This window comes from uncultured Rikenella sp. (assembly GCF_947628055.1).
In the GTDB taxonomy this organism is placed as follows: Bacteria; Bacteroidota; Bacteroidia; order Bacteroidales; family Rikenellaceae; genus Rikenella.
This window is the reverse complement of the sequence record NZ_CANQYJ010000023.1, coordinates 1-25,612: the sequence shown is the minus strand read 5'-3', so window position 1 is coordinate 25,612 and position 25,612 is coordinate 1. Positions and strand designations below refer to the sequence as shown.

The 25,612-nt window shown below is 58.8% G+C and carries 22 protein-coding genes; 14 read left to right on the top strand and 8 right to left on the bottom strand.

Annotated elements, in window-relative coordinates; translation table 11 throughout:
• Nucleotides 1–118: 118 nt before the first annotated feature.
• Nucleotides 119–556, bottom strand: a complete 438-nt coding sequence (locus tag Q0Z93_RS03820; RefSeq protein WP_298062760.1) for a hypothetical protein — start codon at nt 554–556, stop codon at nt 119–121.
• 100 nt (nt 557–656) lie between these two features.
• Between Q0Z93_RS03820 and Q0Z93_RS03815 the strand changes: the two genes are divergently transcribed.
• The 7 genes from Q0Z93_RS03815 to Q0Z93_RS03785 all read left to right on the top strand — a co-directional run bounded on the left by Q0Z93_RS03815 (nt 657) and on the right by Q0Z93_RS03785 (nt 8,889).
• Entirely contained in the window at nt 657–1,694 is a 1,038-nt protein-coding gene (locus tag Q0Z93_RS03815; RefSeq protein WP_298062759.1) for an acyltransferase family protein, read from the top strand.
• A gap of 48 nt (nt 1,695–1,742) precedes the next feature.
• Complete coding sequence (locus Q0Z93_RS03810; RefSeq protein ID WP_298062757.1) at nt 1,743–3,932, top strand: GDSL-type esterase/lipase family protein; 2,190 nt, start codon at nt 1,743–1,745, stop codon at nt 3,930–3,932.
• Nucleotides 3,933–4,045: 113 nt separating this feature from the next.
• Nucleotides 4,046–4,786: a glycosyltransferase family 2 protein gene (locus Q0Z93_RS03805; RefSeq protein WP_298062754.1), complete on the top strand. Its 741-nt coding sequence runs from the start codon at nt 4,046–4,048 to the stop codon at nt 4,784–4,786.
• Nucleotides 4,787–4,811: 25 nt separating this feature from the next.
• On the top strand, nt 4,812–5,486 hold the full coding sequence (locus Q0Z93_RS03800; protein ID WP_298062752.1) for a lipid-A-disaccharide synthase N-terminal domain-containing protein: 675 nt from the start codon (nt 4,812–4,814) through the stop codon (nt 5,484–5,486).
• Complete coding sequence (locus Q0Z93_RS03795) at nt 5,462–7,066, top strand: glycosyltransferase family 39 protein (RefSeq protein ID WP_298062750.1); 1,605 nt, start codon at nt 5,462–5,464, stop codon at nt 7,064–7,066. Before Q0Z93_RS03800 ends, Q0Z93_RS03795 begins: the two co-directional genes overlap by 25 nt.
• On the top strand, nt 7,066–8,091 hold the full coding sequence (locus tag Q0Z93_RS03790; RefSeq protein ID WP_298062748.1) for an NAD-dependent epimerase: 1,026 nt from the start codon (nt 7,066–7,068) through the stop codon (nt 8,089–8,091). The genes Q0Z93_RS03795 and Q0Z93_RS03790 overlap by 1 nt, the downstream gene beginning before the upstream one ends.
• Nucleotides 8,092–8,406: 315 nt before the next feature.
• Nucleotides 8,407–8,889 (top strand): GtrA family protein, encoded by a 483-nt coding sequence (locus Q0Z93_RS03785; RefSeq protein WP_298062746.1) that lies wholly within the window; start codon nt 8,407–8,409, stop codon nt 8,887–8,889.
• Here the strand turns inward: Q0Z93_RS03785 and queG are convergent.
• Nucleotides 8,886–9,824, bottom strand: a complete 939-nt coding sequence (gene queG, locus Q0Z93_RS03780) for a tRNA epoxyqueuosine(34) reductase QueG (RefSeq protein WP_298062744.1) — start codon at nt 9,822–9,824, stop codon at nt 8,886–8,888. The two genes, Q0Z93_RS03785 and queG, sit on opposite strands and share 4 nt — an antisense overlap.
• Nucleotides 9,825–10,249: 425 nt before the next feature.
• Nucleotides 10,250–10,840, bottom strand: a complete 591-nt coding sequence (gene rdgB, locus Q0Z93_RS03775; RefSeq protein ID WP_298062742.1) for an RdgB/HAM1 family non-canonical purine NTP pyrophosphatase — start codon at nt 10,838–10,840, stop codon at nt 10,250–10,252.
• Nucleotides 10,841–10,916: 76 nt separating this feature from the next.
• On the opposite strand from rdgB, the gene Q0Z93_RS03770 reads away from it, so the two are divergent.
• The 6 genes from Q0Z93_RS03770 (at nt 10,917) to Q0Z93_RS03745 (ending at nt 16,147) form a co-directional block, all read left to right on the top strand.
• The gene (locus Q0Z93_RS03770) at nt 10,917–12,359 is read left to right on the top strand and encodes an arylsulfatase (RefSeq protein WP_298062740.1); all 1,443 of its coding nucleotides are present in this window, start codon (nt 10,917–10,919) and stop codon (nt 12,357–12,359) included.
• A gap of 593 nt (nt 12,360–12,952) precedes the next feature.
• On the top strand, nt 12,953–13,177 hold the full coding sequence (locus Q0Z93_RS03765; protein WP_298062738.1) for a hypothetical protein: 225 nt from the start codon (nt 12,953–12,955) through the stop codon (nt 13,175–13,177).
• A gap of 141 nt (nt 13,178–13,318) precedes the next feature.
• Nucleotides 13,319–13,927 (top strand): polysaccharide deacetylase family protein, encoded by a 609-nt coding sequence (locus Q0Z93_RS03760; RefSeq protein WP_298062735.1) that lies wholly within the window; start codon nt 13,319–13,321, stop codon nt 13,925–13,927.
• 25 nt (nt 13,928–13,952) lie between these two features.
• The gene (locus tag Q0Z93_RS03755) at nt 13,953–14,405 is read left to right on the top strand and encodes a YqaA family protein (protein WP_298062733.1); all 453 of its coding nucleotides are present in this window, start codon (nt 13,953–13,955) and stop codon (nt 14,403–14,405) included.
• Nucleotides 14,406–14,472: 67 nt separating this feature from the next.
• Complete coding sequence (gene efp, locus Q0Z93_RS03750; RefSeq protein WP_298062731.1) at nt 14,473–15,039, top strand: elongation factor P; 567 nt, start codon at nt 14,473–14,475, stop codon at nt 15,037–15,039.
• Nucleotides 15,040–15,169: 130 nt separating this feature from the next.
• A complete protein-coding gene (locus tag Q0Z93_RS03745; protein ID WP_298062729.1) occupies nt 15,170–16,147 on the top strand; it encodes a hypothetical protein in 978 nt (325 codons plus the stop codon).
• Between the two features lie 7 nt (nt 16,148–16,154).
• Here Q0Z93_RS03745 and Q0Z93_RS03740 read toward each other — a convergent pair whose 3' ends face one another.
• Complete coding sequence (locus Q0Z93_RS03740; RefSeq protein WP_298062727.1) at nt 16,155–17,447, bottom strand: O-acetylhomoserine aminocarboxypropyltransferase/cysteine synthase family protein; 1,293 nt, start codon at nt 17,445–17,447, stop codon at nt 16,155–16,157.
• Nucleotides 17,448–17,869: 422 nt separating this feature from the next.
• Nucleotides 17,870–19,657, bottom strand: coding sequence for an aspartate--tRNA ligase (gene aspS / locus Q0Z93_RS03735; protein WP_298062726.1), 1,788 nt, complete (start codon nt 19,655–19,657; stop codon nt 17,870–17,872).
• A gap of 269 nt (nt 19,658–19,926) precedes the next feature.
• Here aspS and fsa point away from each other — a divergent pair, with 269 nt between their 5' ends.
• Nucleotides 19,927–20,586, top strand: coding sequence for a fructose-6-phosphate aldolase (gene fsa, locus Q0Z93_RS03730; protein ID WP_298062724.1), 660 nt, complete (start codon nt 19,927–19,929; stop codon nt 20,584–20,586).
• Nucleotides 20,587–20,855: 269 nt separating this feature from the next.
• Here fsa and Q0Z93_RS03725 read toward each other — a convergent pair whose 3' ends face one another.
• The 3 genes from Q0Z93_RS03725 to Q0Z93_RS03715 all read right to left on the bottom strand — a co-directional run.
• On the bottom strand, nt 20,856–22,028 hold the full coding sequence (locus Q0Z93_RS03725; RefSeq protein ID WP_298062722.1) for a TolC family protein: 1,173 nt from the start codon (nt 22,026–22,028) through the stop codon (nt 20,856–20,858).
• Nucleotides 22,029–22,116: 88 nt separating this feature from the next.
• Nucleotides 22,117–25,233, bottom strand: a complete 3,117-nt coding sequence (locus Q0Z93_RS03720; protein WP_298062720.1) for an efflux RND transporter permease subunit — start codon at nt 25,231–25,233, stop codon at nt 22,117–22,119.
• A 129-nt stretch (nt 25,234–25,362) separates the two neighbouring features.
• On the bottom strand, nt 25,363–25,612 hold a 250-nt coding region (locus tag Q0Z93_RS03715; protein ID WP_298062717.1), incomplete at its 5' end, for a hypothetical protein.

The following is a 25,612-nucleotide window of genomic DNA, read 5'->3' as shown; positions in this document are numbered from 1 at the left end:
CCCGCTATGCGGGCGGGGTGAGCCCTATTCCGTATCTCCGGTCAGGGAACCCGGCGATTTATTTCCATGGGGGCGGAGGGGGGAGGAATGGGGCGCTTCACACTCCTATCCTTCCCTCCTACTCCCGTATGCAACGAACCGAAATACCGTAAGAACGATAATACGCATTGTCTGGATAGGTACTCCGGAAACTCAAGTGCATCGAAGCTCCCGCATGTTGGGAATTGTAACTCAACCAATACATCCCCCACGATCCGATGATCCACAGCGTACCGTCCGAAAAATTGAGGCCGCCTGCCGCCGGATACCACGCGGTTATACCGGAATTACCGAAGCAATAATAATGGTATCCGGCTTCCGGCCCGGCGGCATAAGTGGCCGGATTTGCATTCGATTCCGTGAAAATCGGGTCTTGAATATCGATCCAAAAATTCGTCCACAAGTTCAACTTGCCCGTACCGCCTCCCGGCACCCGCCAGCCCGCCGGGCAGGGGTCGAACAAAGTCTTCGTCCCGTCCCGCCAAAGTTCGTCGTTCTGCGGCGATGTCCAGTCCATCGGTTCTGTCGCTCTGAAATAGAACGCGACGGGGTTGCGGACGAAAAACGCATCGACCGAAAAACGTAAATTTGCGGCACACACCAAGCAAACCAGCTCTATGCGCAATCCTTATATCAGCTTCTTGCAGGCCTTCGGCATCCTGTTGGTCGTAGTCGGCCACGCCTTTCCCACCGACGGACACGACAATCCGATCTACCGGTGGATATACAGCTTCCACATGCCTCTGTGGGTCTTCCTCTCGGGCTATCTGCTGCGATATACCGCTCCAGCGGCAGCGCCGGGGGCATGTCCGTTGGCCGGAATCCGCATGGGCGGTCGGGGCGGGTTCCTCCATAAAAAAGTCCGGCGGCTGCTGGTACCCTATCTGCTCATCAGCACCCTGGTGTTCCTGCCCAAAGTGTGGCTCAGCCGCTGGGCCGTAAAACCCGTCGAGCTCTCGTGGAGCGCATACGTCGAGATGCTTCTCGTTCCCTCGAAAAACGTGATCGTCTATTACTGGTTCCTGCCGACGATCTTTATCCTGCTGACCGGTACGGTGCTGTTCGCCAGACTGCTGTCGGAAGCCCGGCTCGGCGGACGGATTCCGCTTTGGGTGTGGCCGTTGGGGGCGCTGGTACTGTCGGTTTGCAATCCTTTGGCGGGAGTGGCGTGGCTCAATCTCGGCGGCGTGGTGAAATTCGCCTTCTTTTTCGTGCTCGGTATCGCTTACTGCGCTGATCAGCAAACGATCGACAGAGAACTTTACTTCGGAGCTCCGTGGACGACGATCGGGTGGGGATTCACCTCCATCGTGCTGGTCGTGACGGGTTACGGCGCTCAAAACATGCTGTTCAGCCAATTGACAGCCGTATGCGGGATTCTGTTCGCACTCTCGCTGGGCCATGTCTATCTGAGGAGTGGCTTTCGTTTCCTCGCCCCATTGGACGGGACGACCTATGCCATATTTCTTTTCTCCTGGTTCCCGCAGTCGGCCCTGCGGGTGCTGCTTTACGACCGCGGGCACCTCAGTCCGTGGCTCGGCGTACCGTTGAGCGCGTTGGCAGGGATCGCACTGCCGTGGCTGCTGTACCACGGACTGCAATACGGCAGACGCTGGCGGGCAGGGCGGGTGATTGCCGGGTTGTTAGGACAATAGCGACTGAAAAATTTACTATCTTTAGAGCCTCGAAACACCGATAAACCTATGAAAAAATTTCTTTTCCTCCTCTGTACGGTTTTTGCGGCGACCGCCGCATGGGGTGCCCGCAAGCCGGCGGCGAAACCGGCCCCGGTGCGCGTGGCCTGTGTAGGCAACAGTATTACCTATGGCATGCTCGTCCCCGACCGCGAAAAGAACTGCTATCCGGCCGTGCTGGGGCGGATGCTCGGCGAGGGGTACGACGTGCGCAATTTCGGTCGCAGCGGCGCCACGCTGCTCAACAAAGGGCACAACCCGTACACCAAAACCCAAGAATACGCTGCGGCCATCGACTTCCGGCCCGACATCGCCGTGATCCACCTCGGGATCAACGACACCGACCCGCGCAACTGGCCAAACTATCGGGACGAGTTCATTCCGGATTATGCGGCTTTGATCGAGAGCTTCCGGGCGGTCAATCCGGCAGTGAAAGTCTATATCTGCCGCATGACCCCCATTCCGCACCGCCACCGGCGGTTCAAGGCCGGAACGCGCGACTGGCACCACCAGATACAGGAGGCGATCGAACGGGTGGCACAGTCGCAGCACACGGGGCTGATCGACCTCGAATCGGTGCTCAAAGACCGGCCGGAGCTGCTGCCCGACGCCGTGCATCCGAACGTCGAAGGGGCGCGGCTGTTGGCCGAACGGATCTACAGCGCCATTACGGGCGATTACGGCAAGCTGCGGATGTCGCCGGCCTATACGGACAACATGGTGTTGCAGCGCGGGGGTGAGACCCGGATCGGAGGGATCGCGAATGCGGGGCGGCAGGTGCGGATCGCGCTTGCCGACTCGACGACCCGGATTTTGAAATCGGGGCGGGTGAAATATGGCGAGGTGTACGCATCGGATACCGTGACCGCCGGCGAAAACGGCCGGTGGGAGGTGCGTCTGCCGCTTGAACAGACGCGGCTTTCGGCGGTGCTGACGATCGCGACGCCGGACACGACGGCTGTGTATCGGAACGTGGCGGTGGGCGAAGTGTGGATTGCAGCCGGGCAGTCGAACATGTCGTGGCCGGTGGTCAATGCGGCGGAGCGGGCCGAGGCGCGGCCGAATGTGAATATCCGGCTGTTCCGGGCCAACCCGACTTTTGCGGACGAACGCGGGCGGTTGGACAGTACGGAGCTTGTGCGATTGAATCGGCTGGACTACATCCGGAATCCGCAGGGGTGGGTGCCGGGCAGCGATACGGCGGCAATGGAGGCTTTTTCGGCGGTAGCCTGGTTTTTCGGACAGACTTTGGCGGATTCGCTGATGCCGGGAGTGCCGGTCGGCTTGGTCGAAATTTCGTTGGGGGGGGCGCCGGCGGAGGCTTTCGTCGCGCGGCGCATCTTGGAGGACGATCCGGTGCTGGTGGACGTGCTCTACGACTGGCGCAACAACGAGATGGCGCAGGACTGGGTGCGCAAGGTCATCAAGGGGAATCTGGAGGGGGTGAAGAATCCGTTGCAGCGGCACTTCTTTGAACCGGCTTATCTGTACGAGAGCCGCGTGGCGCCGCTGGCGGCGGGGTACGATGCGTTAGGGGTGATCTGGTATCAGGGCGAGAGCAACGCGCATAACGTCGAGTTGCACGAGCAGGTTTTCCCGGCGGTGGTGGAGAGCTTCCGGACAGCGTTCGGTCGGCCGTACATGCCGTTTCACTTCGTCCAGCTCTCGTCGTTGAACCGGCCGAGCTGGCCGCATTTCCGGGACAGCCAGCGGCGGTTAGCGGAGCGTCTTCCGGGGGTGGAAATGGCGGTCAGTTCGGACTGGGGCGACTCAACGGACGTCCATCCGCGGCATAAGAAGCCGATTGGCGAACGGCTGGCGCTGCAGGCGTTCCGGTACCCGGTGGGGGGCAAGGGGCTTTCCAGAGGGGGCGCGCGACCGATGTATCCGAATATAAAGATTGCGGTAAGAGGCGGCGATACGGTCTACTGTTTCCCGTCGCAGCGTCTGCGCACGCCGGACGGCACCGACCCGCGGACATTCGAGCTGGCGGGCGAGGATGGGATTTTCTATCCGGCTCAGGCGCGGATTCGTCAGGATACTCCCTCTTTGATCGTCTGGTCGGATCGGGTCAAGGCTCCGGTTTGGATCCGCTACGGCTGGCAGCCGTTCACCCGGGCGAACGTGTACGGAAAGTGGTCTGAAAAGTGGTTGCCGCTCTCGACATTTGAACTGAAAATACGGGACAAGAAACGTTAGTGCCGTTCCGGAATCGGCCACCGAAACCGACTTTCCGACCGGTCGATTTTTACGGGAATATGCTACCTTTGCGGTGAAATACCATCGAATACGAACCCCGTTCCGGAAGAACTATGAACAAGACCGCCGCCTATAAGTTTACCATCGTCGTTCCCGTCTATAACGAAGAAGACAACATCTACGCCCTCGAGGAGCGGCTGAAGGCTTATCTGCCGGCGGTGCATGCCGCCGGGGCTCCGGCATGCGTGCTGTTCGTCAACGACGGCTCGAAAGACGCCTCGCCGGAACGGTTGCGCGAAATTTGCGCCCGGAATCCGCACTTCTATTATCTCGACTTAGCGAAAAACAGCGGACTGAGCGCGGCGATGAAAGCGGGAATCGACGCCTCGTTCTCGGAATATGTGGGGTATATGGACGCCGATTTGCAGACCGCGCCGGAGGATTTCGACCTGCTGCTGCCCCATATGGCGGAGTACGAGATGACGATGGGGATTCGGACCGGACGGAAGGATTCGTTCGTCAAGAATATGTCGTCGCGAATTGCCAATGGGTTCCGGCGGATGATGACCCACGACGGGATTGCCGATACGGGGTGTCCGCTCAAGGTGCTGCGGACGGACTATGCCAAGCGGATCCCGTTCTTCACGGGGATGCACCGGTTCCTGCCGGCACTGATCCAGCTCCAGGGGGCGCGGGTGAAACAGGTGCCAGTGCGGCATTTCCCGCGGGTGGCGGGAAAATCGAAATACCACTTGTGGAACCGGCTCGCGGGGCCGTTCATGGACTGTTTCGCCTACCGCTGGATGCGCAAACGCTATATCGATTACCGGACGGCGGGCGACAACCTCCGATAGATAAGGCCTGACTTTTTCATACGGTATGCTCTACGTCATCGGATTTCTCGCCCAAGTCTTTTTCTCGGCCCGCATCCTGCTCCAATGGATACTCTCCGAGCGCGCCCGGCACGTGGTGTCGCCTTCGATCTTCTGGATACTCAGTTTAGCGGGGTCGTACCTGCTGTTCTTCTACGGCTGGATGCGCGACGACTTCGCCATCGTTTTAGGGCAGGTCATCTCCTACTACATCTATATCTGGAACCTCAGCGCCAAAGGAGTTTGGGCCAAAGTGCCGAAAAGCGTGCGGGCGCTGCTGGTCGTCACGCCAGTGGTGGCGGTCGGCTTCGCCGTGGCGCATGCCGATACGTTCGTCCACGACTTTTTCCGGAACGAACGGGTGCCGCTGTGGCTGCTGCTGTTCGGATCGGCGGGGCAGGTCATTTTTACGCTGCGGTTCGTCTATCAATATTTTTACTCGCGGCGGCGGGGCGAATCGGTGTTGCCGGTCGGCTTCTGGATCATTAGCCTGACGGGGTCGGCGGTCATTGTCGCTTACGGCATCGTGCGGCTCGATCCGGTGCTGATCCTCGGCCAGTCGGTAGGCTTTATCGCCTACACCCGTAATATCCTGATCTATAAGAAAGAACGGGCCCGGGACGCTGCCGTGCCGGCCGCCCTGACGGACGAAGAAATATGCGAAAATACCTCGACACGATAGACTGGGGGCGCTACCTGCTGCTCTTCATTGCGGTGCTGCCGCTGTTCATCTTCCGGGATTTCACCCGGAACAACGAATTGCGCTACCTGAGTATCGCAGACGAGGCGATCCGGGAAGGCCATATCTTCACTTTCTACAACCACGGTGCAGTCTACGCCGACAAACCGCCGCTCTACCTGTGGTTAGTGATGCTGGGGCGGATGATTTTCGGAAACCATACCGCGGGGCTGATGACTTTCATGAGCCTCTTTTCGGTCATTCCGGCATTGTTCATTCTCTGGATCATGAACCGCTGGGTGAGGCCGTTCGTGAATAGTATTCCGGCGCGGCGGGCGGGACAGCTGATGCTCTATACCTCCGTTTACTTTATCGGTGCGGCAGTGGTGCTGAGGATGGACATGCTCATGTGCCTGTTCATCGTGCTGGCTTTGCATACTTTCTGGCGGATATACAGCGGAGCGTCGGAGCGCGAAAGACACCTTGTGCGGGACAGACTTCTGTTTCCGCTATGGGTATTTCTCGCGGTGTTCGCCAAAGGGCCGGTGGGGATACTCGTTCCGTTAGTGACCGTGACCGTTTTTCTTGTCATTAAGCGGCAGTGGCGCACGATCGGCCGTTACTGGGGCTGGCGGACGTGGGGCATTCTGCTGGCCTTGTGCGCGGTTTGGTTCGGAGCGGTCTATGCCGAAGGCGGAACGGCTTATCTGGACAATCTGCTGGTCAAGCAGACGATGGGCCGGGCCGTGGACGCGTTCCATCACAAAGCCCCGTTCTGGTATTACGGCGTATCGATCTGGTACTCGCTGGCGCCGTGGTCGCTGCTGGCGATCGGAGTGTTGGCGTGGGGGTTGTACCGGTGGCGGCGGATGGTGACCACGGATCTGGAACGGCTGTTTCTGGTGGCTGCGCTCTCCACATTCTTGGTGCTGTCGATGGTCAGCTCTAAGATTCAGATCTACCTGCTGCCCGCATTCCCGTTTTTTATCTATATCGCAGTGCTCTGGATCGCCAAGGCGGGGGTGCGCCGGTGGATGCTGTGGTTGGTGGGGATTCCGGCGGGGGTGCTGGCGTTGACTTTTCCGGGACTGTTCGTGGCGGCGGGCCGGGTCGATTTCCCGTTGCTCGATTCGCTGTTCGTACCCGTGGCTGCCGCATTGATTACGGTGACCTCTTTGGTGTGTCTGATCTGGCTGTGGCGGGGCCGGCTGCATACGGCGATCACCGTCTTGGCGTCCGGACTGCTGGCGGCGGTCTTCACGGTATCGTTCGCCGTACCGCTGTTCAACGGATACCTCGGCATGGGGAATGTCTGCAGCGCGGCGCAGGCGGTAGGCGATGCGGCCAGGATCGGCCGGTACTACACTTATGGCATCGCGCGGGCTGAAAATATCGACGTGTATCTTGGCCGGGGCGTCCGGTCTCTCGAGCCTGCCGAACTGGACTCCGTACAGTGCGGGATCATCATTACGTTCAAGGAACGGATCGGGACGGACGAGGCCCTGACCCGGGCTTTCGCGGGGCAGGAGGTGCACCGGGTGGGGGACTATGCTTTCGGTGTGATCCATAAAAACGACGAGTGATGAAGATACTGGTTACCGGTGCGGCCGGATTCATCGGATTCCATACCGTCCGCCGGCTCGCGGAGCGCGGCGACGAGATCGTGGGTTTCGACAACATCAACGACTACTATGCGGTGGAGTTGAAACACGCGCGGCTCGCAGAGTCGGGAATCGGCGATGCGGCTTCCTTGCCCGGCCATACTTTGGTGCAGAGCTCGCTTTATCCGAATTACCGCTTCGTGCGGGCGGATTTGGGGGATAAAGCATTTGTAGATTCTTTGTTCGCTGCCGAAAAATTCGATACGGTCATCCACCTGGCGGCGCAGGCGGGGGTGAGGTACTCGATCGAGAATCCTTACGCTTACGTGCAAAGCAATGTGGTGGGATTCCTCAATATATTGGAGGCGTGCCGGCATTTTCCGGTCAGGCACTTGGTCTATGCCAGCTCCAGCAGTATTTACGGCTTGAACGAGAAGGTGCCGTACTCGGAAGCGGATATGACCGACCGACCGGTGAGCCTTTATGCGGCGACCAAGAAGTCTGACGAACTGATGGCGCACGCTTATTCCAAACTGTATGGAATTCCGGTTACGGGGCTGCGGTTTTTCACGGTTTACGGGCCGTGGGGAAGGCCGGACATGTCGCCGTCGTTGTTTCTGGGGGCGATTCTCGAGGGGCGGCCGATTCGGGTGTTCAACCACGGAAATATGTTCCGCGATTTCACTTATATCGACGATATTGTGACGGGGGTTTGTGCGGTGGTCTCCGTGCCGCCTGCTGCAAATGGTTATGGAGTGGCTGCCGCTGTTTACAATATCGGAAACAGCGAATCGGTGGCTCTGAAGGATTTTATCGGAGCGATCGAGAAGGCGGCGGGACGCGGGGCGGTGAAAGAATTTACGGAGATGCAGCCGGGTGATGTTTTCCGCACTTATGCCGACACTTCGGCGCTGGAACGGGATTTCGGCTACAAACCTTCAACGGCGCTGCAAGATGGGATCGACCGATTCTGCGAGTGGTACAAGGATTATCATTCCCGTTCATAAATTCTTCGACACACTCCATCATAAAAATTTAAACCGTATTTTTATCGCCTCCAGCCGGGCGGGCACTTTTTTCTTAGCCGCCTCGAGCCGGCAAGGCTTCTACTTTCTTTGTCAGCAAAGAAAGTAAAAGCCCCGCCGGCTGGAGACGAAAAAATACTATTTGCGACCTTTGGTCGCGCGAGCCGGATGCTGCTCTCCGAGGAGGCCCGTCCGCCGCAGGGCATGGACTGGAAATACCCCATCGAAACCAAAGCGGCAACTTCTTCTCCATCCGATACAAATCGCCGAACGGATAAAAAGGTGTATTTTTGCAACATGCGCAGAATCATCACCCGTCTGGCCGACACCTTCTACATCAAGCCCCTGCGGCGGCTCATTCCCCAGGAAACCTTCCGCTACGCCTTCGTCGGCGGATTGAACCTGCTGGTCAACCTCGTGCTTTACTGGTTCTGCTTCAACTTCGTACTCGACAAACAGGACACCGACTTCGGCATCGTGGTGGTCTCCGCACCCATTCTCGCATTCCTGATTACCTTCGTCGTCACCTTTTTCACCGGTTTCTACCTCGCCCGCAACATCGCCTTCGGCAAATCCCAGGTGCACGGCGGTAAACAATTGTTCCGCTACGCACAAGTAGTCGCCATCAATATCGCCATCAACTATTTCGGGTTGAAACTGTTGGTTGAAACCCTCGGCTTCTATCCCTCCCTGTCCAATGCGGCCATCCAGGTCATCACCGTAACCTTCAGCTACTTAGCCCAGCGATTCTACACCTTCCGCACGCACCGCTGCTCTTAGAGCAACCCCTTTATCTTCGAGAGGCCCGCCCGCAGCAGCGGACTGCCGGCAAAACGTTCGGCGAAATCCGCCGGCGCCATCTTCCGCCACTCCTCCGCCGTAATATTCATCCGGTCGGCCACAGCCTCCAGCCCGGCATTCGCCGGCATCGTCGGCAAACCGGGCCGGTCGTTGTACGGACAGACCTCCATGCAGCGATCGCAGCCGAAAATACGTCCGTCCAAAACGGGCCGGATCGCCTCCTCCACCGTGCCACGCCGTTCGATGGTTTGATAGGAGATACAGCGACCGGCGTTCACGACATGCGGCGAGACGATCGCCCGCGTCGGGCAAGCCTCCATACACCGCCGACAATTCCCGCATCCGTCCGGAACCGGTTCGGGCGCTACGAAACCGTCCGGCAACGGCGCGTCCAACAGCAACAAGCCGATCAGCGTAAAACTACCCAGCGCCGGACTGACCAGCATCGAACTGCGCCCGATCCAGCCCAATCCTGCCCGAACGCCCCACGCCCGCTCGAAAGCGGGAGCGCTGTCCACAACGGGCCGCCCCTGCACATCGCCGAATCCGTCGTAACTCCGGATCGCTTCCAGCAACCGTCGCAGATTGCGTTTGAGGATGTCATGGTAGTCGTTTCCCCAAGCGAAGCGGGCGATGCGCGGCACGCCTTCCGGCTGCCGGATCTCTGGCGGCCGGCGGTATGAGGTGAGGGTAACGGCGACACTTTTCACGCCGGGGAAAAGCCGCCGCAGGTCGTGCCGATATTCGGCGGAGCGTCCCAGATAGCCCATATCCGCTCCGTAACCTTTGGCCATCCATCCTGCGAACCGCTGCCGTTCCTCTTCGAGCGGGACGAAAGCGACGGTGCCTGCGGCCGAAAAGCCGCAGGCTCGATACTCGCGTTCGATGATTTCATGCAGTCCGACCGTAATCAATGAATCTTTTATTTGTCACTGTGCCGTCTGAAACCGTACAATTAACGGACGATCTGTTCCCGCGTCAGCGGCCAGCCCGGAGCCTCCCCCGGCGCAGGGCTGCAACCTGAAGGTCTTGCCCGCGCAGGCTCCGGACTGAAAAATAAATAGTACGCTAAAAGTTCTGCGTATTCGACCTCGCACCCACCCCCTAAGGCTGAGCAAACTCCCGGTCAGAGTGCCCGGCGGCACCGCAGAGGTCGGCGATCCGAAGGATCGCAATATGAAGAGCGGTCTATTGCCCGGCCCAAAGCAAACGCAATGCAAGAGGACTGCGGAACCTAAGAAGTCGGGTAATTACAGCCCGGAAAGCCCCTATGGGGCCTTTCTTTTCAAAGAAAGAACAGTCACACACGGAACGTTGCTCAATAAATTTACCGTTAAGATTACCTATTAGTCAGGAACTCGATCAGTTTCGCCGTCGCCCGCCCCCGGTGACTGATGCGATTCTTCAGTTCGAGCGGCATTTCCGCGAACGTCTCCGCATAGCCGTCCGGTCGGAAAATCGGATCATAGCCGAACCCCTCCGCACCGCTCCTCTCCGCAGTGATTTCGCCGTTCACGATCCCCTCGAACAGATACTCTTTCCCGTCCAATATCAGCGCAATCACCGTCCGAAACCGCGCCCGACGATTTTCCACCCCCGCGAGCCGTTCGAGCAGCAACGCCATATTCGCCTCCGACGAATGACCCTCGCCCGCACCGTTCACCGCCGCATAACGCGCCGAATAGACCCCCGGTTCCCCGTTCAGTGCCTCCACCTCTAACCCCGTGTCGTCCGCAAAGCAATTCAGCCCCGTTTTTTCGTAAATGTAACGCGCCTTCTGCAACGCATTGCCCTCCAACGTCGGTTGATTCTCCGGAATATCCTCCGTAATTCCGTGATCCGCCGGCGTTGAAAGTTCGGCCCGCGAACCGATCAAATCCTGTACCTCTCTCAGTTTATTGCGATTACCCGTAGCAAAGACGATTTTCATAAACTCTCGGGATTTTCTACGCCCCAAAGTTAGCCAAAAATCGCTATCTTGCGGGTTAAAACAACCCAAACACTATATGAAACACGTTTCAGAATGGGCCGCCCTGATGGCATTGGCGGCCGCGATGCCCCTATCCGCGACGGCCAAAGGCAAAAAAGCCGCTCCCGCCCCGTCCGATACCGCAGCCGCGAAGTTGCCGAACATCGTTTTCGTGCTGACCGACGACCTCGGGATCGGCGATATCGGGGCTTACGGGCAGCGCACCATTCCGACCCCCCATATCGACTCGCTGGCCCGCGCCGGGATGCAGTTCATGCAGCACTACTCCGGATCGACCGTTTCGGCGCCCAGCCGCGCCGTGCTGCTGACCGGCAAACACACCGGCCATTCCGGCATACGCGGCAACGGTCAGCGCACGCTGGAGGACGGTACGGTTTACGACTACTCGCTGCCCGCCGAAGAGGTGACCGTGGCCGAGGTGCTCAAATCGAAAGGCTACGCTACCGGGATTACCGGGAAATGGGGCCTCGGCGGCTATCCGGAGGAGGGCGGAGCCGGCAATCAGGGCTTCGACTACTTTTTCGGGCATCAGGCGCAGCTCGATGCGCACCACTACTATCCTAAAAAACTCTACGAGAACGGCACGAAGATCGAGCTCGACGGCACACAGTACTCCGACGAGCTGACCACGCAGAAAGCATTGGCTTTCGTGGACCGGAGCGTAGCGTCGGGACGCCCGTTTTTCCTCGAATTCGCCACAACCCTGCCGCACGCCGAGCTGGTGCTGCCGGCCGAGGAGATGAAGCCGTTCGAGGGAAAGTTCCTCGAAACGCCGTTCGAGGGGAATTGGTACGGTAAACAGGATAAGCCGCGGGCAGCGTTTGCAGCGATGGTCAAGCGCATCGACGACAACGTCGGGCGGCTGGTGGCCAAATTGCGCGAGACGGGCCAGTTAGAGAATACGATCTTCATTTTCAGTTCCGACAACGGCACGCACGTCGAGGGCGGCCACGATCCGAACTATTTCAACAGCAACTCTTTATATCGCGGTACCAAGCGCGACCTTTACGAAGGGGGCATCCGCACGCCGTTCATCGTCTCCTGGCCGGGGCATATCGAGCCGGGGAAAGTGAGCTATCATGTGTCGGCGTTCTGGGATTTCCTGCCGACGGTGTGCGATATCGTGGGGGCCGATGTGCCGCGCGGGGTGGACGGTATTTCGATGTTGCCGGAGTGGACCGGCCAGGGCGAGCAGCCGAAGCATGATTATCTTTACTTCGAATTCCACGAGGAGGGCGGCAAGCAGGCGGTGATTCGTGACAACTGGAAGCTGATCCGGCTGAATGCCAAACAGCTCTCCAAGGATCCGTCGAAGGTGAGGTATGAGCTTTACAACCTTTCCCGCGACCCGAAGGAGTTGCGCAATGTGGCGGCGGAGTATCCGGGCAAGGTGATCGAGCTGAAAGCTATTATGGACAAGTCGCGCACGGTGTCGCGAAATCCGGCTTGGAATTTTTAACAATCCTTTTAATCGACCGTTCTTCATTCTGTACCCTACTGTGAGTGACTGTTCTTTCTGTGAAAAGAAAGGCCCCATCGGGGCTTTCCGGGCTGTAATTACCCGACTTCTTAGGTTCCTTTGTATCGAAGTCGGGGGGTACGAGGCCGAATACGCAGAACTTTTATTATACGGTTAAATATTTAGTTTCCGCACCACCGCTGGCCTCGGTCGCTGCGACGCATAAGCGGCGCGGGGGGAGCGCGCCGAGGACAAGAAAATGAAAAACCCTGTTTCCGTGGTAATGGTGGAAAGCCAGGTGCCGCTCGGCACTTGAGCGGGGCTGGAACTACCCGAAGTTTCCCGGGCGTCCGACCCGAAAATGAATTGTAAATAAAAATTAGGTGATAATTACCAACAAGTCTGCCGGTTTGCGTTGGAATTCAACCTCGGGGATAAGTAAATTTGTCCGGACAGGGAAATAAAATCACCGCTCGTTAAATTCACGGCGGTTTTCTTGCTGAAATACCTCGACCGTATTTATTTTTGAAAGCGAAAGATTGTCTATCGGACCGCACCAGGCAGAGGCCAATCATTCCGACTATGAAAAACCTGTGGTCGCACTGCATCGTTTTGATACTGCCTTTATTAGCTTTGGTATTTTATTAGAAATACATATATTTTCCAACTGGGTCGTTTCCCTGGCTATTTCTTTTGTGGGGTTTTATATGCCATCCGTTTTTCACCGGACGCCGTTTCTACCGGGAAAAGCTGATCCCGAAACTGCGGCCGGTATTCAGTATTTTGCCTCGGGAGTGGTTCAAGGAAGTCTATTTTAAGGCACAGCGGATCGGAAAGGCTTTTCGGACACCGTACGACCATATGGTGCAGATTCGTTTTTATTTGCAAATTGCAATGAGACAGGGCGGTTATTTATGCGCATTGTTTTATATCTTTACACCGATTCAAAGCCCTCAGGCATGTACTTTCGTCCGCCGAAATTCATCAAACGCCTCTTTCCGGAATTGAACTGGAACTTCCGCGAGCCGGGAACGATTTTCCTGACTTTCGACGACGGGCCTACGCCCGAAGTGACCGAATGGGTGCTCGACACCCTCGACCGATACGACGCCAAAGCCACTTTCTTCTGCCTCGGGAAGAACGTGGACCTGCATCCCGACATCTTCCGCAAGATCAAAGCCCGCGGGCATGCCGTCGGCAATCACTCCTACAGCCATATCAAAGGCTGGGGAACCCCCGCGGGACGTTACCTCGAAGACGCCGACCTGGCCAACGGGCTGATCCGCACCAACCTCTACCGGCCGCCGTACGGACGCATTACGCCCAGCCAGATGCGCCGCATTTCGGAACGTTACCATATCATCATGTGGGACATCCTGAGCCGCGACTACTCGCGGAACGTCTCGCCGGAGGCCTGCGTGCGGAACGTGACGCGGCACCTGCACGAAGGGTCGATCGTGGTGTTCCACGACTCGGTCAAGGCCTCGCGGAACCTCTATTACGCCTTGCCGCGCGTGCTGGAGGCGATCCAGCGGGCGGGGCTGCGGTGCCGAGGCATCGAACTTTGATCCCTGTTGATATTCCGACCTGGCTATGGAGTGGCTGCTCGATTTAGGATATTTCGGTCTGTTCGTCGGATCCCTGCTGGCCGCGACGGTCATTCCGTTCAGCTCGGATTTTCTGCTGATCGGCATGCTGGCCGCCGGCGGCCAGGTGGTTTGGACGGTGGCCGTCGCCTCGCTGGGCAACTGGGCCGGCGGCATGATCTCCTACTGGATGGGGCGCGGCGGCCGGTGGGAGTGGATCGAACGGTGGTTCAAAGTCCGGCGCGAAACGCTCGAACGGCAAAAAGCCCGCATCGACCGCTGGGGGGCTTGGCTCGCCTTTCTGTCGTGGCTGCCTTTCGTGGGCGACCTGTTCGCCTTAGGGCTGGGATTCTACAAGGTGAACGTCTGGCAGGTGGCGGTTTTCATGCTGATCGGCAAGACCGCCCGCTTCGTCGGGTGGGCCTTGGCGGTGGAGTGGGTGAAGCCCCTGTTTGCGTAAACGCACCCTTTTTCGTAACTTTACCGCTCTCAACGCAATAGTTTCACACAAAAACTCAAAATCATACATGGCAACAACCGCAGATATTAAAATCGGGATGTGCATCGAGCTCAACGGCAAAACCTGCCAGATCGTCGATTTCCAGCATGTGAAACCGGGCAAGGGGCCCGCTTTCGTGCGCACGAAACTCAAGAATTTGGAGAACGGGCGGACGATCGACAATACGTTCACGGCCGGGGCGCCGATCGAACCGGTGCGGGTCGAACGCCGGCCGTATCAGTTCCTCTACGAGGACGATATGGGGGCCAATTTCATGCACACCGAAACGTTCGAGCAGATCGTGATCGACAAAAAGCTGATCGACAACGCCGACCTGATGAAAGAGGGAGAGATCGTGGAAGTGATGTTCCGTACCGACAATGAACAGGTGCTGTCGGCCGAGCTGCCGCAGCTGGTCGAAATGGAGGTGACCTACACCGAACCGGGTTTGAAAGGGGATACGGCTTCGTCGAACGCGCTGAAACCGGCGACGGTCGAAACGGGGGCGACCATCAAAGTGCCGCTGTTCATCAACACGGGCGAACGGATCCGGGTGGATACCCGCACCCGCGAATACTACGAACGGATCAAATAGCGGCTGTAGGTTCCGCGTGATTCATCCTTCGGCAGGTTTGCGGGATCTCTTCCGCAGGCCTGCCTTTTCTGTTTATTAAAGCTGTTATTAGCGGAAGCCTTCCGTCTCCCGCCCGAAAAGTCATCCCGTTATGAGACGATACCTGTTCCTTTTTCTTGCAGCCTGCACGCTGTACGCAGCACCCGGATACGGACAGATCAGCGAGATCACGACGTTCGCTTTCGACAGTGCGGCGCCCCGGCTCTTCTCGGGCCTGGCGGGGATGCAGATGACCGTCAGCGACGATCAGGACAACAAACAGACCGACATTACTCTGCTGGCGACGGCCCGATTCCGGTATATCAGCGAAAAGACCGAATACAGCCTTTACTGCCGGCAATTCTGGGAGCAGAAGGACGACGGGGGGGTCGCCCGCAAGACTTTCGCGATGTTCAACCCGACGGTGGGCAAATATCGGCTCGATCCGGTCAGCGGCGGTCTGCGGCAGCGCCGGGTGCAATTCATGCCGGCGCTGCTTTTCAATGCCAACAGCGACCGTGGGCTGCGCGGCGCGTTGCAGATGGGCGGGCTGGTCAGCCCGTGGCATTTCCAGAACAAACGGATCGGGTTCAGCTTCGGTCTCGGCCCGTTGGTGAGTTTTGAAAACTGGAACATGTACGATGCGGCGGCAGTCGCCGAACTGCCGCCCGACAAACAGGAGCGGATCGATTTCGTGAACAGCCATCTCAAGCTGCACAAAGGCAAGTACTACCGGTTCACCGACCTCAAAGCCATGCTTTACGCAGACTTTCTGCTCCATGTCTCGAAAACGTTCCGGATTGACCTGGGGACTTTCATCCAGCAAGGGTTGCTCGATCCTTACAACAAGACCATTACGGACCGTTATCCGGAACTGCGCAAACATTATCCGCACTGGGTGGCCGAACTGGAGGCCTCGGTCACGCTGTTCCGGGACTTCTCGGTCACCGCTTCCTGCCGCATGGACTATCAGAAAAGCATGCTGGCCCTCTACAAATCGAATTTCGAATATTATACGATGATCGGCCTGAACTGGCGGTTCCGCAAATCTTTCGTACATCGGCCGGAGGGGAACGCTTCCGCCCGGTGAATCCGTTTTATCGACCGTTCCGATCCAATGCCTGTTCGATGTCGGCGATAATATCGCTTGCATCCTCGATGCCGACCGAGAAGCGGATCAAGTCCGGCGCCACTCCTGCCGCAATAAGCTGTTCGTCGGACAATTGCCGGTGCGTGTGGCTGGCCGGATGCAGCACCGAGGTGCGCGCGTCGGCTACATGGGTCACGATAGCGCCTAATTGCAAACTGTCCATAAAACGGATGGATTCCTCCCTGCCCCCTTTGAGGCCGAAGGTCAGCACGCCGCACGTCCCGTCCGGCATGTACTTCTGCGCCAGCGCGTGATATTTGTTCCTTTCGAGGCCCGGATAATTCACCCACGCCACTTTGTCGCTCCGCGATGCCAGGTATCGGGCCGCTTTCAGCGCATTTTCGCAGTGGCGCGCCATCCGCAGGTGCAGTGTCTCCAATCCGATATTGAGCAGGAATGCGTTCTGCGGCGCCTGAATCGACCCCAGGTCGCGCATCAGCTGCGCAGTGGCTTTGGTGATATATGCCCCTTTGCCGAAAGCCTTGGTATAGGTCAGGCCGTGGTATGATTCATCCGGAGCGGTCAGCCCCGGAAATTTGTCTGCGTGCGCGTCCCAGTCGAAATTTCCGCTGTCCACGATCGCCCCGCCCACTGCTGCGGCGTGGCCGTCCATATATTTGGTCGTGGAATGAATGACGATGTCGGCGCCCCATTCAAACGGCCGACAGTTGATCGGGGTCGGGAAAGTATTGTCCACGATCAGCGGCACGCCGTGTTCGTGGGCGATTGTGGCGAATTTCTCGATGTCGAGTACGTTCAGCCCCGGATTGGAGATGGTCTCGGCGAACAGGGCTTTGGTGTTCGGCCGGAAAGCTTTCGCAATTTCTTCCGCGGGGGCGTCGCTGTCCACGAAAGTGACGTCGATGCCCATTTTCTTCATCGTCACGGCGAAGAGGTTGAATGTCCCTCCGTATATCGCCGATGCGCTCACGAAATGATCTCCTGCCGAGCAGATGTTGAAAATCGAATAAAACGATGCGGCCTGTCCGGATGAGGTCAGCATGGCTGCCACCCCGCCTTCCAATGCAGCGATCTTGGCGGCTACGGCGTCGTTGGTCGGGTTCTGAAGCCGGGTATAAAAATAGCCGCTTTCTTCGAGGTCGAACAGCCGGGCCATCTGTTCGCTGGTTTCGTATTTGAAGGTGGTGCTCTGGTAAATGGGCAGCACTCGGGGCTCGCCTTTCTTGGGCTGCCACCCGCCTTGTACGCACAAGGTCTCGCGTTTGAATCGCTTTTCCATATCTTGAATTTATCTGTTGGCTATTGATATTTAACCGTAGGTTTATTTAGCACCGTTCTGTACGGGACTGTCGCTTTCTTGAAAGAAAGCGACGCAAAGAACTTTTAAGATAGCTGCGCTACTCCTTAGGCTCCGCAGTCCTCTTGCATTGCACTTTCTTTGGGGCGCGGGAATCGGGCCGACATCATGAGGTTCAGTACCTAATCGGCCCGATTCCACGCACCCCGACAAATCGCAGACAAGGGTATCCGGTAGGCTCAAGAGATGCGCAAGCATCTCAAAAAGTTTTTCTGGTTCTCTTTGTTCACAAAGAGAACAGTACCCTCCCGAAACACGTACAATAAATCCTACGGATTTACAGCCAGAGCAATTTGCGGAGTTGTGCCATACAAGCTCCCGGCAAACCTTGTGTCCTATTCCCGTCAATTCATCGTGCCGTTATCGCCCCGGTCAGCCACAACGATCTGCAACTCCTTCAACTGAGCATCCGCCAACGGCGAAGGAGCGTCGATCATCATATCCCGGCCGCTGTTATTCTTCGGGAACGCGATAAAATCCCGGATCGAATCCGAGCCCCCGAACAGCGAACACATCCGGTCGAACCCGAACGCAATCCCCCCGTGCGGCGGCGCCCCGTACTTGAACGCCCCCAAGAGGAATCCGAACTGCGCCTGCGCCTCCTCCGGCGTAAAGCCCAGCACCTCGAACATCCGGCTCTGCACCCGGCCGTCGTGAATCCGGATCGACCCCCCGCCGACCTCCACCCCGTTCACCACGAAATCATAAGCCTCCGCCCGCACATCCCCCAGCGCCTCGAGGTCGCCCGAGAAAAACCGCTCCATATCCTCCGCCTTCGGCGACGTGAACGGATGGTGCATCGCATAATACCGTTGCGTCTCGTCATCCCACTCCAAGAGCGGGAAATCCACCACCCACAGCGGTGCGAACGTATCGTGCGGCCGCAGCCCCAGCCGATCCCCCATCTCCAGCCGCAGCGCACACAACGCTGCCAGCGTCTGTTTCTTAGGGCCAGCCAGTATCAGCAGCAAATCCCCCGGCTGCATGCCGCAGGCCTCGCCCCAACGCGCCAGCTCCTCCGGCCCGTAGAACTTGTCCACACTCGACCTGTAAGAGCCGTCTGCCTCGCGCCGCACATAGACCAACCCCTTCGCCCCCACCTGCGGCCGCCGGACGAACTCCGTCAAGCCGTCCAACTGCTTCCGCGTATAGCCGGCACACCCCGGCACACAAATCCCCCCCACATATTCCACCCCGTCGAACACCGCGAACCCATGCCCCTGCACCAAAGCCGTCAAGTCGTTGAACGTCATCCCGAACCGAATGTCCGGCTTGTCGCTGCCATAGTTTTCCATCGCCTCGGCCCACGTCATCCGCGGGAACTTTTCCTCCGCAAACTTGACGCCGAGGGTTTTGTCGAACATCGTCCGCATCATCCCCTCGAAAATGTTCAGCACATCCTCCCGCTCGACGAAAGCCATCTCGCAGTCCACCTGCGTGAACTCCGGCTGCCGGTCGGCCCTGAGGTCTTCGTCGCGAAAACACCGCACGATCTGGAAATAGCGGTCGTAGCCGCTCACCATCAACAGCTGTTTGAACGTCTGCGGCGACTGCGGCAAAGCGTAAAACTCGCCCGGATTCATCCGGCTCGGCACCACGAAATCCCGCGCCCCCTCCGGCGTCGATTTGATCAGGTAAGGCGTCTCGATCTCCATAAATCCCTGCGCATCCAAGTATTTGCGCACCTCCTGCGCCAGCCGGTGCCGCAGCATCATCGCCCGCTGGAGCGGTGCCCGCCGCAAGTCCAAATAGCGGTACTTCATCCGCAGATCGTCCCCGCCGTCCGAATTTTCCTCGATCGTGAACGGCGGCACCTCGCTGGTGTTCAGTATCCGGATCTCCGAAGCCCTGATCTCGATCTCGCCGGTCGGAATCTTCGCATTCTTGGCCGACCGTTCGGTGACGGTTCCCGTCGCCTGGATCACATACTCCCGCCCCAGACTTTCCGCAATCGTCTTCAGCCCGGCCGGGGCGTTCTCGTCCACCGTAATCTGGGTGATGCCGTACCGGTCGCGCAGGTCGATAAAGACCATGGCGCCGAGATTGCGCACTTTCTGCACCCAGCCGGCCAGCGTGACGGTCTTATTCGCATCGGCGAGCCGAAGTTCGCCGCAAGTAGCTGTTCTGAACATTTTTTCGTTTAATTTTGAGAACTCAAAGATACATAATTTTTACGCAGCCCCCTCTTAAAAAGCAACCCCGTTCGTTTCCGGTCTGTCAGAACCGGCTCCGGAGGCCGGGAGACTTTCGTCCCCGGACATCCGGTTTTACGGCCTGAGATTTGCTCCGGATGAACCTGCGGAGAGCCGGGCGGCATATCGGATCGGAAAAGGCGCCGAGGCTTGACGGGGCGGCCCGCGAACCGGGACGGCATGCAATAAATTCTAACACGCGGATAGCTATGAAATTTTTCCTGGACACAGCCAATCTCGAACAGATTCGCGAAGGAGCGGCATTAGGCATTATCGACGGCGTGACGACCAATCCTTCCCTGATGGCCAAAGAGGGTATCGAAGGGCGGGCAGCGGTCGAGGCCCACTATCGCCGGATATGCGAAATCGTGGACGGCGACGTGAGCGCCGAGGTGCTGAGCACCGATTACGACGGAATGATCGCCGAGGGGACGGCGCTGGCGGCGTTGCACCGGAACATCGTGGTCAAAGTGCCCTGTACCGAGGCCGGAATACGGGCGGTCAGTCATTTTGCCGGACAGGGTATCCGCACCAACTGCACGTTGATTTTCTCCGTCGGGCAGGCCGTGCTGGCGGCCAAGGCCGGGGCGTCGTACGTGTCGCCTTTCGTGGGACGGATGGACGATATTTCGGAAGACGGAATCGGGCTGGTGAGCGACATCGTCGGAATCTTCCGGACATACGGCTACGACAAGACCTGCCGGGTGCTGGCCGCATCCATCCGTCATACGCGGCATATCGTCGAGTGTATGGAGGTCGGGGCCGATGTGGCGACCTGCCCGCTCAAAGCGATTCTCGGCCTGCTTCAGCATCCTCTTACGGATAAAGGATTGGCGCAGTTCGTCCGGGACAGCGAAAAACTGAAGTGATTCCCGGTTTCCCTTTAAACAGAGCCCGATTCTATAGCGTGTTCAGGCGTCGGCATTCTCCGGGTACGGGCGGGTCGGGGGCCGTTTTCAGCGACCGGGGGCGATGCGGGTTGAAAAAGTGTCGGCTGGAATGGGCGGTGTATCAGAAAGAACCCGGCGTTTTCTGCTGTGCAGAAAACGCCGGGTCGATTGTATCCGCGGTGCATTCCGGAGAAACGGACGCCCCGAGCCTCGTCCTGCGCCCCGCCAGCGGGAGCGCAGGACGAAACTTATATCAGGCAGAGTGCCATTGCCGCTCCCGCCAGCGCCACTTCGTATTCCAAAGCCATCAGGCTGTCTTTCAGGGTGTACCACTCGCCAAGCCCCATCAAGGCGTCTATCGAAGTGATCTTTCCCGCTTCCGCCGCGCTTTTGAGGAGTTCGGGATAGCCGGCAGTCAAATAGTCTTTCTGCCGGGCGGCCAGGGCTGCCGCCAAAGTGCGGTAACGCGCATAGAGCGAGCTGAGCCGCGTGCATGCCTCCGCTTTCGCCGCCGCATGCTGCGCCTTCGCCGCCTCGCCCAGCGCCTTGGCATGGCGCGTGCGGCCGCTGTTCTGCCACAAAGGAAGCGAAATCCCCGCCAGCAAGGCATTGGTGCCTTTTGAACCTTCGACCTCCGCTTTGTAGCCTATCTTGAGCTTCGGCAGCCACTCGTTCCGGCTCAGTTTCAGTTCGCGCTGCGCGATCAGCGTGTCGATCGCCGCCGCCTGCAACTCGTAGTCCGCCGCCAAAGCGGCTGCCACGAATTCCTCCTGCGTTCCCGTAAAACCGAATTGCGGATAGCCCTGCGGGGCGATCTCACTCCCGCCGTTCAGCTGCGCCAGCACGGCAGCGGTCTCCTCCCGTTCGGTCTCGGCCAGCACCAAACTGTTCTCGACTTCGGTCAGCAGCATCCGGGCGTTCTGCGTTTCGATCGCCGTGATCTGTCCGGCCTCCATGCCTTCTTCGTACAGCCGGATCACCTGCCGGATATCGTCCCGCCGCCGGGTCAGGATCGCCACCCGCTCGGACGCATAATTCAGGTTCAAATAGGCATCCGATACGGCCGCCATGATATTCCGCCGGGCCGAGCGGTACTCCTGCTCGGCTTTTGAAATGCCTAATTTGCTGATTTTGTTCCGCTGCCGATAGACCGTGGGAAAGTCGAAGGCCTGCTCTACCGCGATTTCGTAGCGCGTTTCGCCGGCAAAATAGTACTCCAGCGCCACTTCCGGATCGTCCGGCGCCAAACCCGTGCGCAGGCCGCGCACGGCGGCCGCATGCTCTTTCCCGGCTGCCGCCAGCTGCGGGCTCCGCGAAGCCACTTCGTTCAGGAACGAGGCATAGTCGCCCGTCTGGGCCGACACCCTCCCTGCGAGTGCAGCGAACGAGAGCACCGCTATGTGATAAAGTATCTTTTTCATGCTGTTTTTGATTGCAAATTTCCGTCTCCGCGCCCGGCAGAACAATCCCCGGTACCGGGGAATCGTCCGCCTCCGCATCGTCTATGCGTCATGCTTTTTTCGTCCGGTTCTGCAAAGCGTACACCACCGGCACCACGAACAGGTTCAGCAGTGTCGAAGTGAGCAGGCCGCCGAGGATCACGACCGCCATCGGGCTCTGGATTTCGTTGCCCGGCAGATCGCCGCCCAGCGCCAGCGGCACCAGTGCGAGACCCGAAGTGAGCGCCGTCATGATGATCGGACTGAGGCGGTCGGCCGATCCCCGGAGAATCTGTTCGCGCAAAGATAACCCGCTTCCCTCAACCTCGCAAGCCAGATGCCGGTAGCGCGAGATCAGCAGGATGCCGTTGCGGGTGGCGATCCCGAAGAGCGAGATGAATCCGATGATCGACGGGATGCTGACGATGCCCGAGGTGAGCCAAATGGACACCACTCCGCCGATCATCGCCAGAGGCAGGTTCAACAAAATCACGCCTGTCAGCCGCAAGTCCTTGAATTCGTTGTACAGCAGCATGAAGACCACCAGCACCGCCAGCAGCGAGGTAAGGAGCAGCGTCCTCGACGCCGAAGCCTCGCTCTCGAACTGTCCGCCGTACTCGATGTGGTACCCTTCGGGCAGGGGCACCCGCTCGGCGATGCGTTCCTGTATCTGCTCCACCACGCCCCGCAGGTCGGCTCCCTCGACGTTGGCCGAAACGACTAACTTGCGGCTCACGTTTTCGCGGTTGATGGCATTGGGGCCGGAGGTCGAAATGAGCTCTGCCACATCCCCCAACGGCACTTTCACCGTTTCGCCCGCGGCGTTGCGTCCGTCCAGCAGAATCCCCGCGATTCCCTCCATCGACCCCCGGCTCAGGGAGTCGAATTTCACTGTCAGGTCGAAATTCCGCTCCCGTTCATACACTTCCGAAACCGTCCGACCTGCCAGGGCGATCTCGACGGTTTGTGCGAACTGCGCCGGGGTGATCCCCCACTGGGCGAGCACCCTGCGCCGCGGCTTGATTTGCAGCTGCGGCCGTTCGATCTGCTGCTCGACATTCAGGTCGACCAGTCCCGGAATGTCCTGTGCGGCGGCTTTGATCCGATTGCCTAATGCAAAGAGTTCGTTCAATTCCGGCCCGAAAATTTTGACTGCGATGTTCGACCGCGTACCGGAAAGCAAGAGGTCGATGCGGTGCGAAATGGGCTGCCCGATCTCGAAAACGATCCCCCGAATGCCGCTGAGCCGCTGCCGCACGTCGGCGAACACTTCGGCGCGGCTGCGGTCTTTGAGCACGAACGGCACGTCCATTTCGGAGGTTTCGGTGCCGAGCGCATGTTCGTCCAATTCGGCGCGCCCCGTCTTGCGCGACACGACTGTCACTTCCGGCACCTGCATCAACTGCTCTTCGGCCAGGGAAGCGATTTTCGCGCTCTCCTCCAACGAAGTGCCCGGCAGAGCCGATACCGCGATGGCCATCGACCCTTCGTTGAACGGGGGCAGGAAGTTGCGTCCTAAGGTCGTGAAAATGACCGCGGCTCCGACGAACAGGACGACCGCGGCTCCGACAACGGCCTTTTTATGGTTCAGCGCCCCGGCCAGCCATTTCGTGTATCCTGCTTTCATTTTGCGGACGATCCACGGTTCGCGCTCGTGCCGGCCGAGCATCCTGTCGCCGGTCAGCAGATAACTGCCGAGCACTGGGGTCAGCGTGATGGCGACGACCATCGAGGCGAAGAGTGACACGATAAAGGCGATCCCTAACGGCCTCAGCATCCGTCCTTCCATGCCGCTCAGGAAGAAGAGCGGGGCGAAGGTGACGATAATAATCAGGGTGGCGTTCCAGATCGAGGCGCGGATTTCGGTCGAGGCTTCGTAGATCACGCGCAGGGCGGGCTGTCGTTCGCCGTCGGGCCGGCGGTGGTTTTCGCGGAGCCGTTTGAAGACGTTTTCGACGTCGATGATGGCGTCATCGACGAGCGACCCGATGGCGATGGCCATCCCGCCGAGGCTCATGGTGTTGAGCGAGAAACCGAGTGCCCGCAGCACGATCATCGCCACAAGCAGCGAAATGGGAATCGCCAGCAGCGAAATGACGGTGGTGCGGAAGTTGCCGAGGAAGATCATCAGGATGACGATCACCAGCACGCCGCCCTCGATCAATGCGCGTTCGATGTTGTTCACCGAGCTTTGGATGAAAGTGGCCTGCCGGAATATTTCGGTGGTGACTTGCACGTCGGGGGGCAGGTTTTCGGCGATCTCGGCGATGGTCCGGTCGAGTTTGTCGGTCAGTTCGAGGGTGCCGGTGGCCGGTTGTTTGGTGACGGAGAGCCGCACGGCGCGTATGCCGTTCACCGAGGCGTCTCCCATCAGCGGTGTCTTGCCGCCGGTGCGCACCTGGGCGATGTCGGCAATGGTAACCGGTGTCCCTTCGGCGGAGAGTTTCACGACGCTGGCGGCGATCTCCTCGGGCGATGCGGTGCGCACTCTGCCCCGGACGATGTATTCGTTGCCGTACTGGTTCAGCACGCCTCCCGCTGCGTCGGCGTTCATCCCTTCAGTGGCGGCAATCAGTTCGTCGAGGCTCACGCCGTAGTGCCGCATCAGCTGCGGCGAGGCGATGATCTGGTATTCTTTGATGTCGCCGCCGACGACGGTGACTTGCGCGACGCCGCCGGTCGAGAGCAGCCGGGGCCGGATCGTCCAATCGGCCAGTGTCCGCAGCTCTTCGAGCGTGGTGCTGTCGGCGGTCAGCCCGATGACCATCACTTCGCCGAGCAGTGACGACTGGGGGGCCAGCACGGGTGCCTGCGCTCCCTGGGGCAACTGTTCGCTGATCCCGGCGAGCTTCTCGGCGACGATCTGACGGGCGAGGTATATGTCTGTGCCCCAGTCGAATTCGACGGTGACGGTCGAAAATCCGGTTCTGGAGGTCGATCGCACGCGCCGCACGTCGGTGGCGCCGTTCAGGGCGGTCTCGACGGGGAAGGTGACGAGCCGTTCGACTTCTTCGGCGGCCATCCCGGGCGATTCGGTCATCACGACGACGGTCGGCGAGGTCAGGTCGGGAAAAACGTCGACTTCCATGCGGCTGGCGGTGTAGGCTCCGGCGATGACCATCAGGGCGGACACGATCATCACGGTGAGCCGGTTATGCAACGAAATCTCTATGATCTTGTTTATCATCTTTCTCTCATTTTTTTTTAATCGTCCCTTTTTTCTATAGGTTTATTTTGCATTGTGCCGTGTGTGACTGTTCTTTCTTTGAAAAGAAAGGCCCCATAGGGGCTTTCCGGGCTGTAATTACCCTAATCCTTAGGCTCCGCAGTCCTCTTTCTTTGCGTTTGCTTCGGGGCGCGGGAATCGGGCCGATATAATGAGGCTCGTACCTAATCGGCCCGATTCCCCGCACCCCGACAAATCGAAGACAAGGGTACCCGGCAGGCTCAAGAGATGCGTAAGCATCTCAGAAAGTTTTTCTGGTTCTCTTTGTTCACAACCGAGCAGCGTTTCGAGAGCAGAGGCCGCTTGCGGACTATGCCGAGATAGCGCGAGGAAAACGAGC

Coding starts and splice junctions, on each gene's coding strand:
- Q0Z93_RS03820 (WP_298062760.1), bottom strand. CDS start 556: ATGGACTGGACATCGCCGCAGAACGACGAACTTTGGCGGGACGGGACG.
- Q0Z93_RS03815 (WP_298062759.1), top strand. CDS start 657: ATGCGCAATCCTTATATCAGCTTCTTGCAGGCCTTCGGCATCCTGTTG.
- Q0Z93_RS03810 (WP_298062757.1), top strand. CDS start 1,743: ATGAAAAAATTTCTTTTCCTCCTCTGTACGGTTTTTGCGGCGACCGCC.
- Q0Z93_RS03805 (WP_298062754.1), top strand. CDS start 4,046: ATGAACAAGACCGCCGCCTATAAGTTTACCATCGTCGTTCCCGTCTAT.
- Q0Z93_RS03800 (WP_298062752.1), top strand. CDS start 4,812: ATGCTCTACGTCATCGGATTTCTCGCCCAAGTCTTTTTCTCGGCCCGC.
- Q0Z93_RS03795 (WP_298062750.1), top strand. CDS start 5,462: ATGCGAAAATACCTCGACACGATAGACTGGGGGCGCTACCTGCTGCTC.
- Q0Z93_RS03790 (WP_298062748.1), top strand. CDS start 7,066: ATGAAGATACTGGTTACCGGTGCGGCCGGATTCATCGGATTCCATACC.
- Q0Z93_RS03785 (WP_298062746.1), top strand. CDS start 8,407: ATGCGCAGAATCATCACCCGTCTGGCCGACACCTTCTACATCAAGCCC.
- rdgB (WP_298062742.1), bottom strand. CDS start 10,840: ATGAAAATCGTCTTTGCTACGGGTAATCGCAATAAACTGAGAGAGGTA.
- Q0Z93_RS03770 (WP_298062740.1), top strand. CDS start 10,917: ATGAAACACGTTTCAGAATGGGCCGCCCTGATGGCATTGGCGGCCGCG.
- Q0Z93_RS03760 (WP_298062735.1), top strand. CDS start 13,319: ATGTACTTTCGTCCGCCGAAATTCATCAAACGCCTCTTTCCGGAATTG.
- Q0Z93_RS03755 (WP_298062733.1), top strand. CDS start 13,953: ATGGAGTGGCTGCTCGATTTAGGATATTTCGGTCTGTTCGTCGGATCC.
- efp (WP_298062731.1), top strand. CDS start 14,473: ATGGCAACAACCGCAGATATTAAAATCGGGATGTGCATCGAGCTCAAC.
- Q0Z93_RS03745 (WP_298062729.1), top strand. CDS start 15,170: ATGAGACGATACCTGTTCCTTTTTCTTGCAGCCTGCACGCTGTACGCA.
- Q0Z93_RS03740 (WP_298062727.1), bottom strand. CDS start 17,447: ATGGAAAAGCGATTCAAACGCGAGACCTTGTGCGTACAAGGCGGGTGG.
- aspS (WP_298062726.1), bottom strand. CDS start 19,657: ATGTTCAGAACAGCTACTTGCGGCGAACTTCGGCTCGCCGATGCGAAT.
- fsa (WP_298062724.1), top strand. CDS start 19,927: ATGAAATTTTTCCTGGACACAGCCAATCTCGAACAGATTCGCGAAGGA.
- Q0Z93_RS03725 (WP_298062722.1), bottom strand. CDS start 22,028: ATGAAAAAGATACTTTATCACATAGCGGTGCTCTCGTTCGCTGCACTC.
- Q0Z93_RS03720 (WP_298062720.1), bottom strand. CDS start 25,233: ATGATAAACAAGATCATAGAGATTTCGTTGCATAACCGGCTCACCGTG.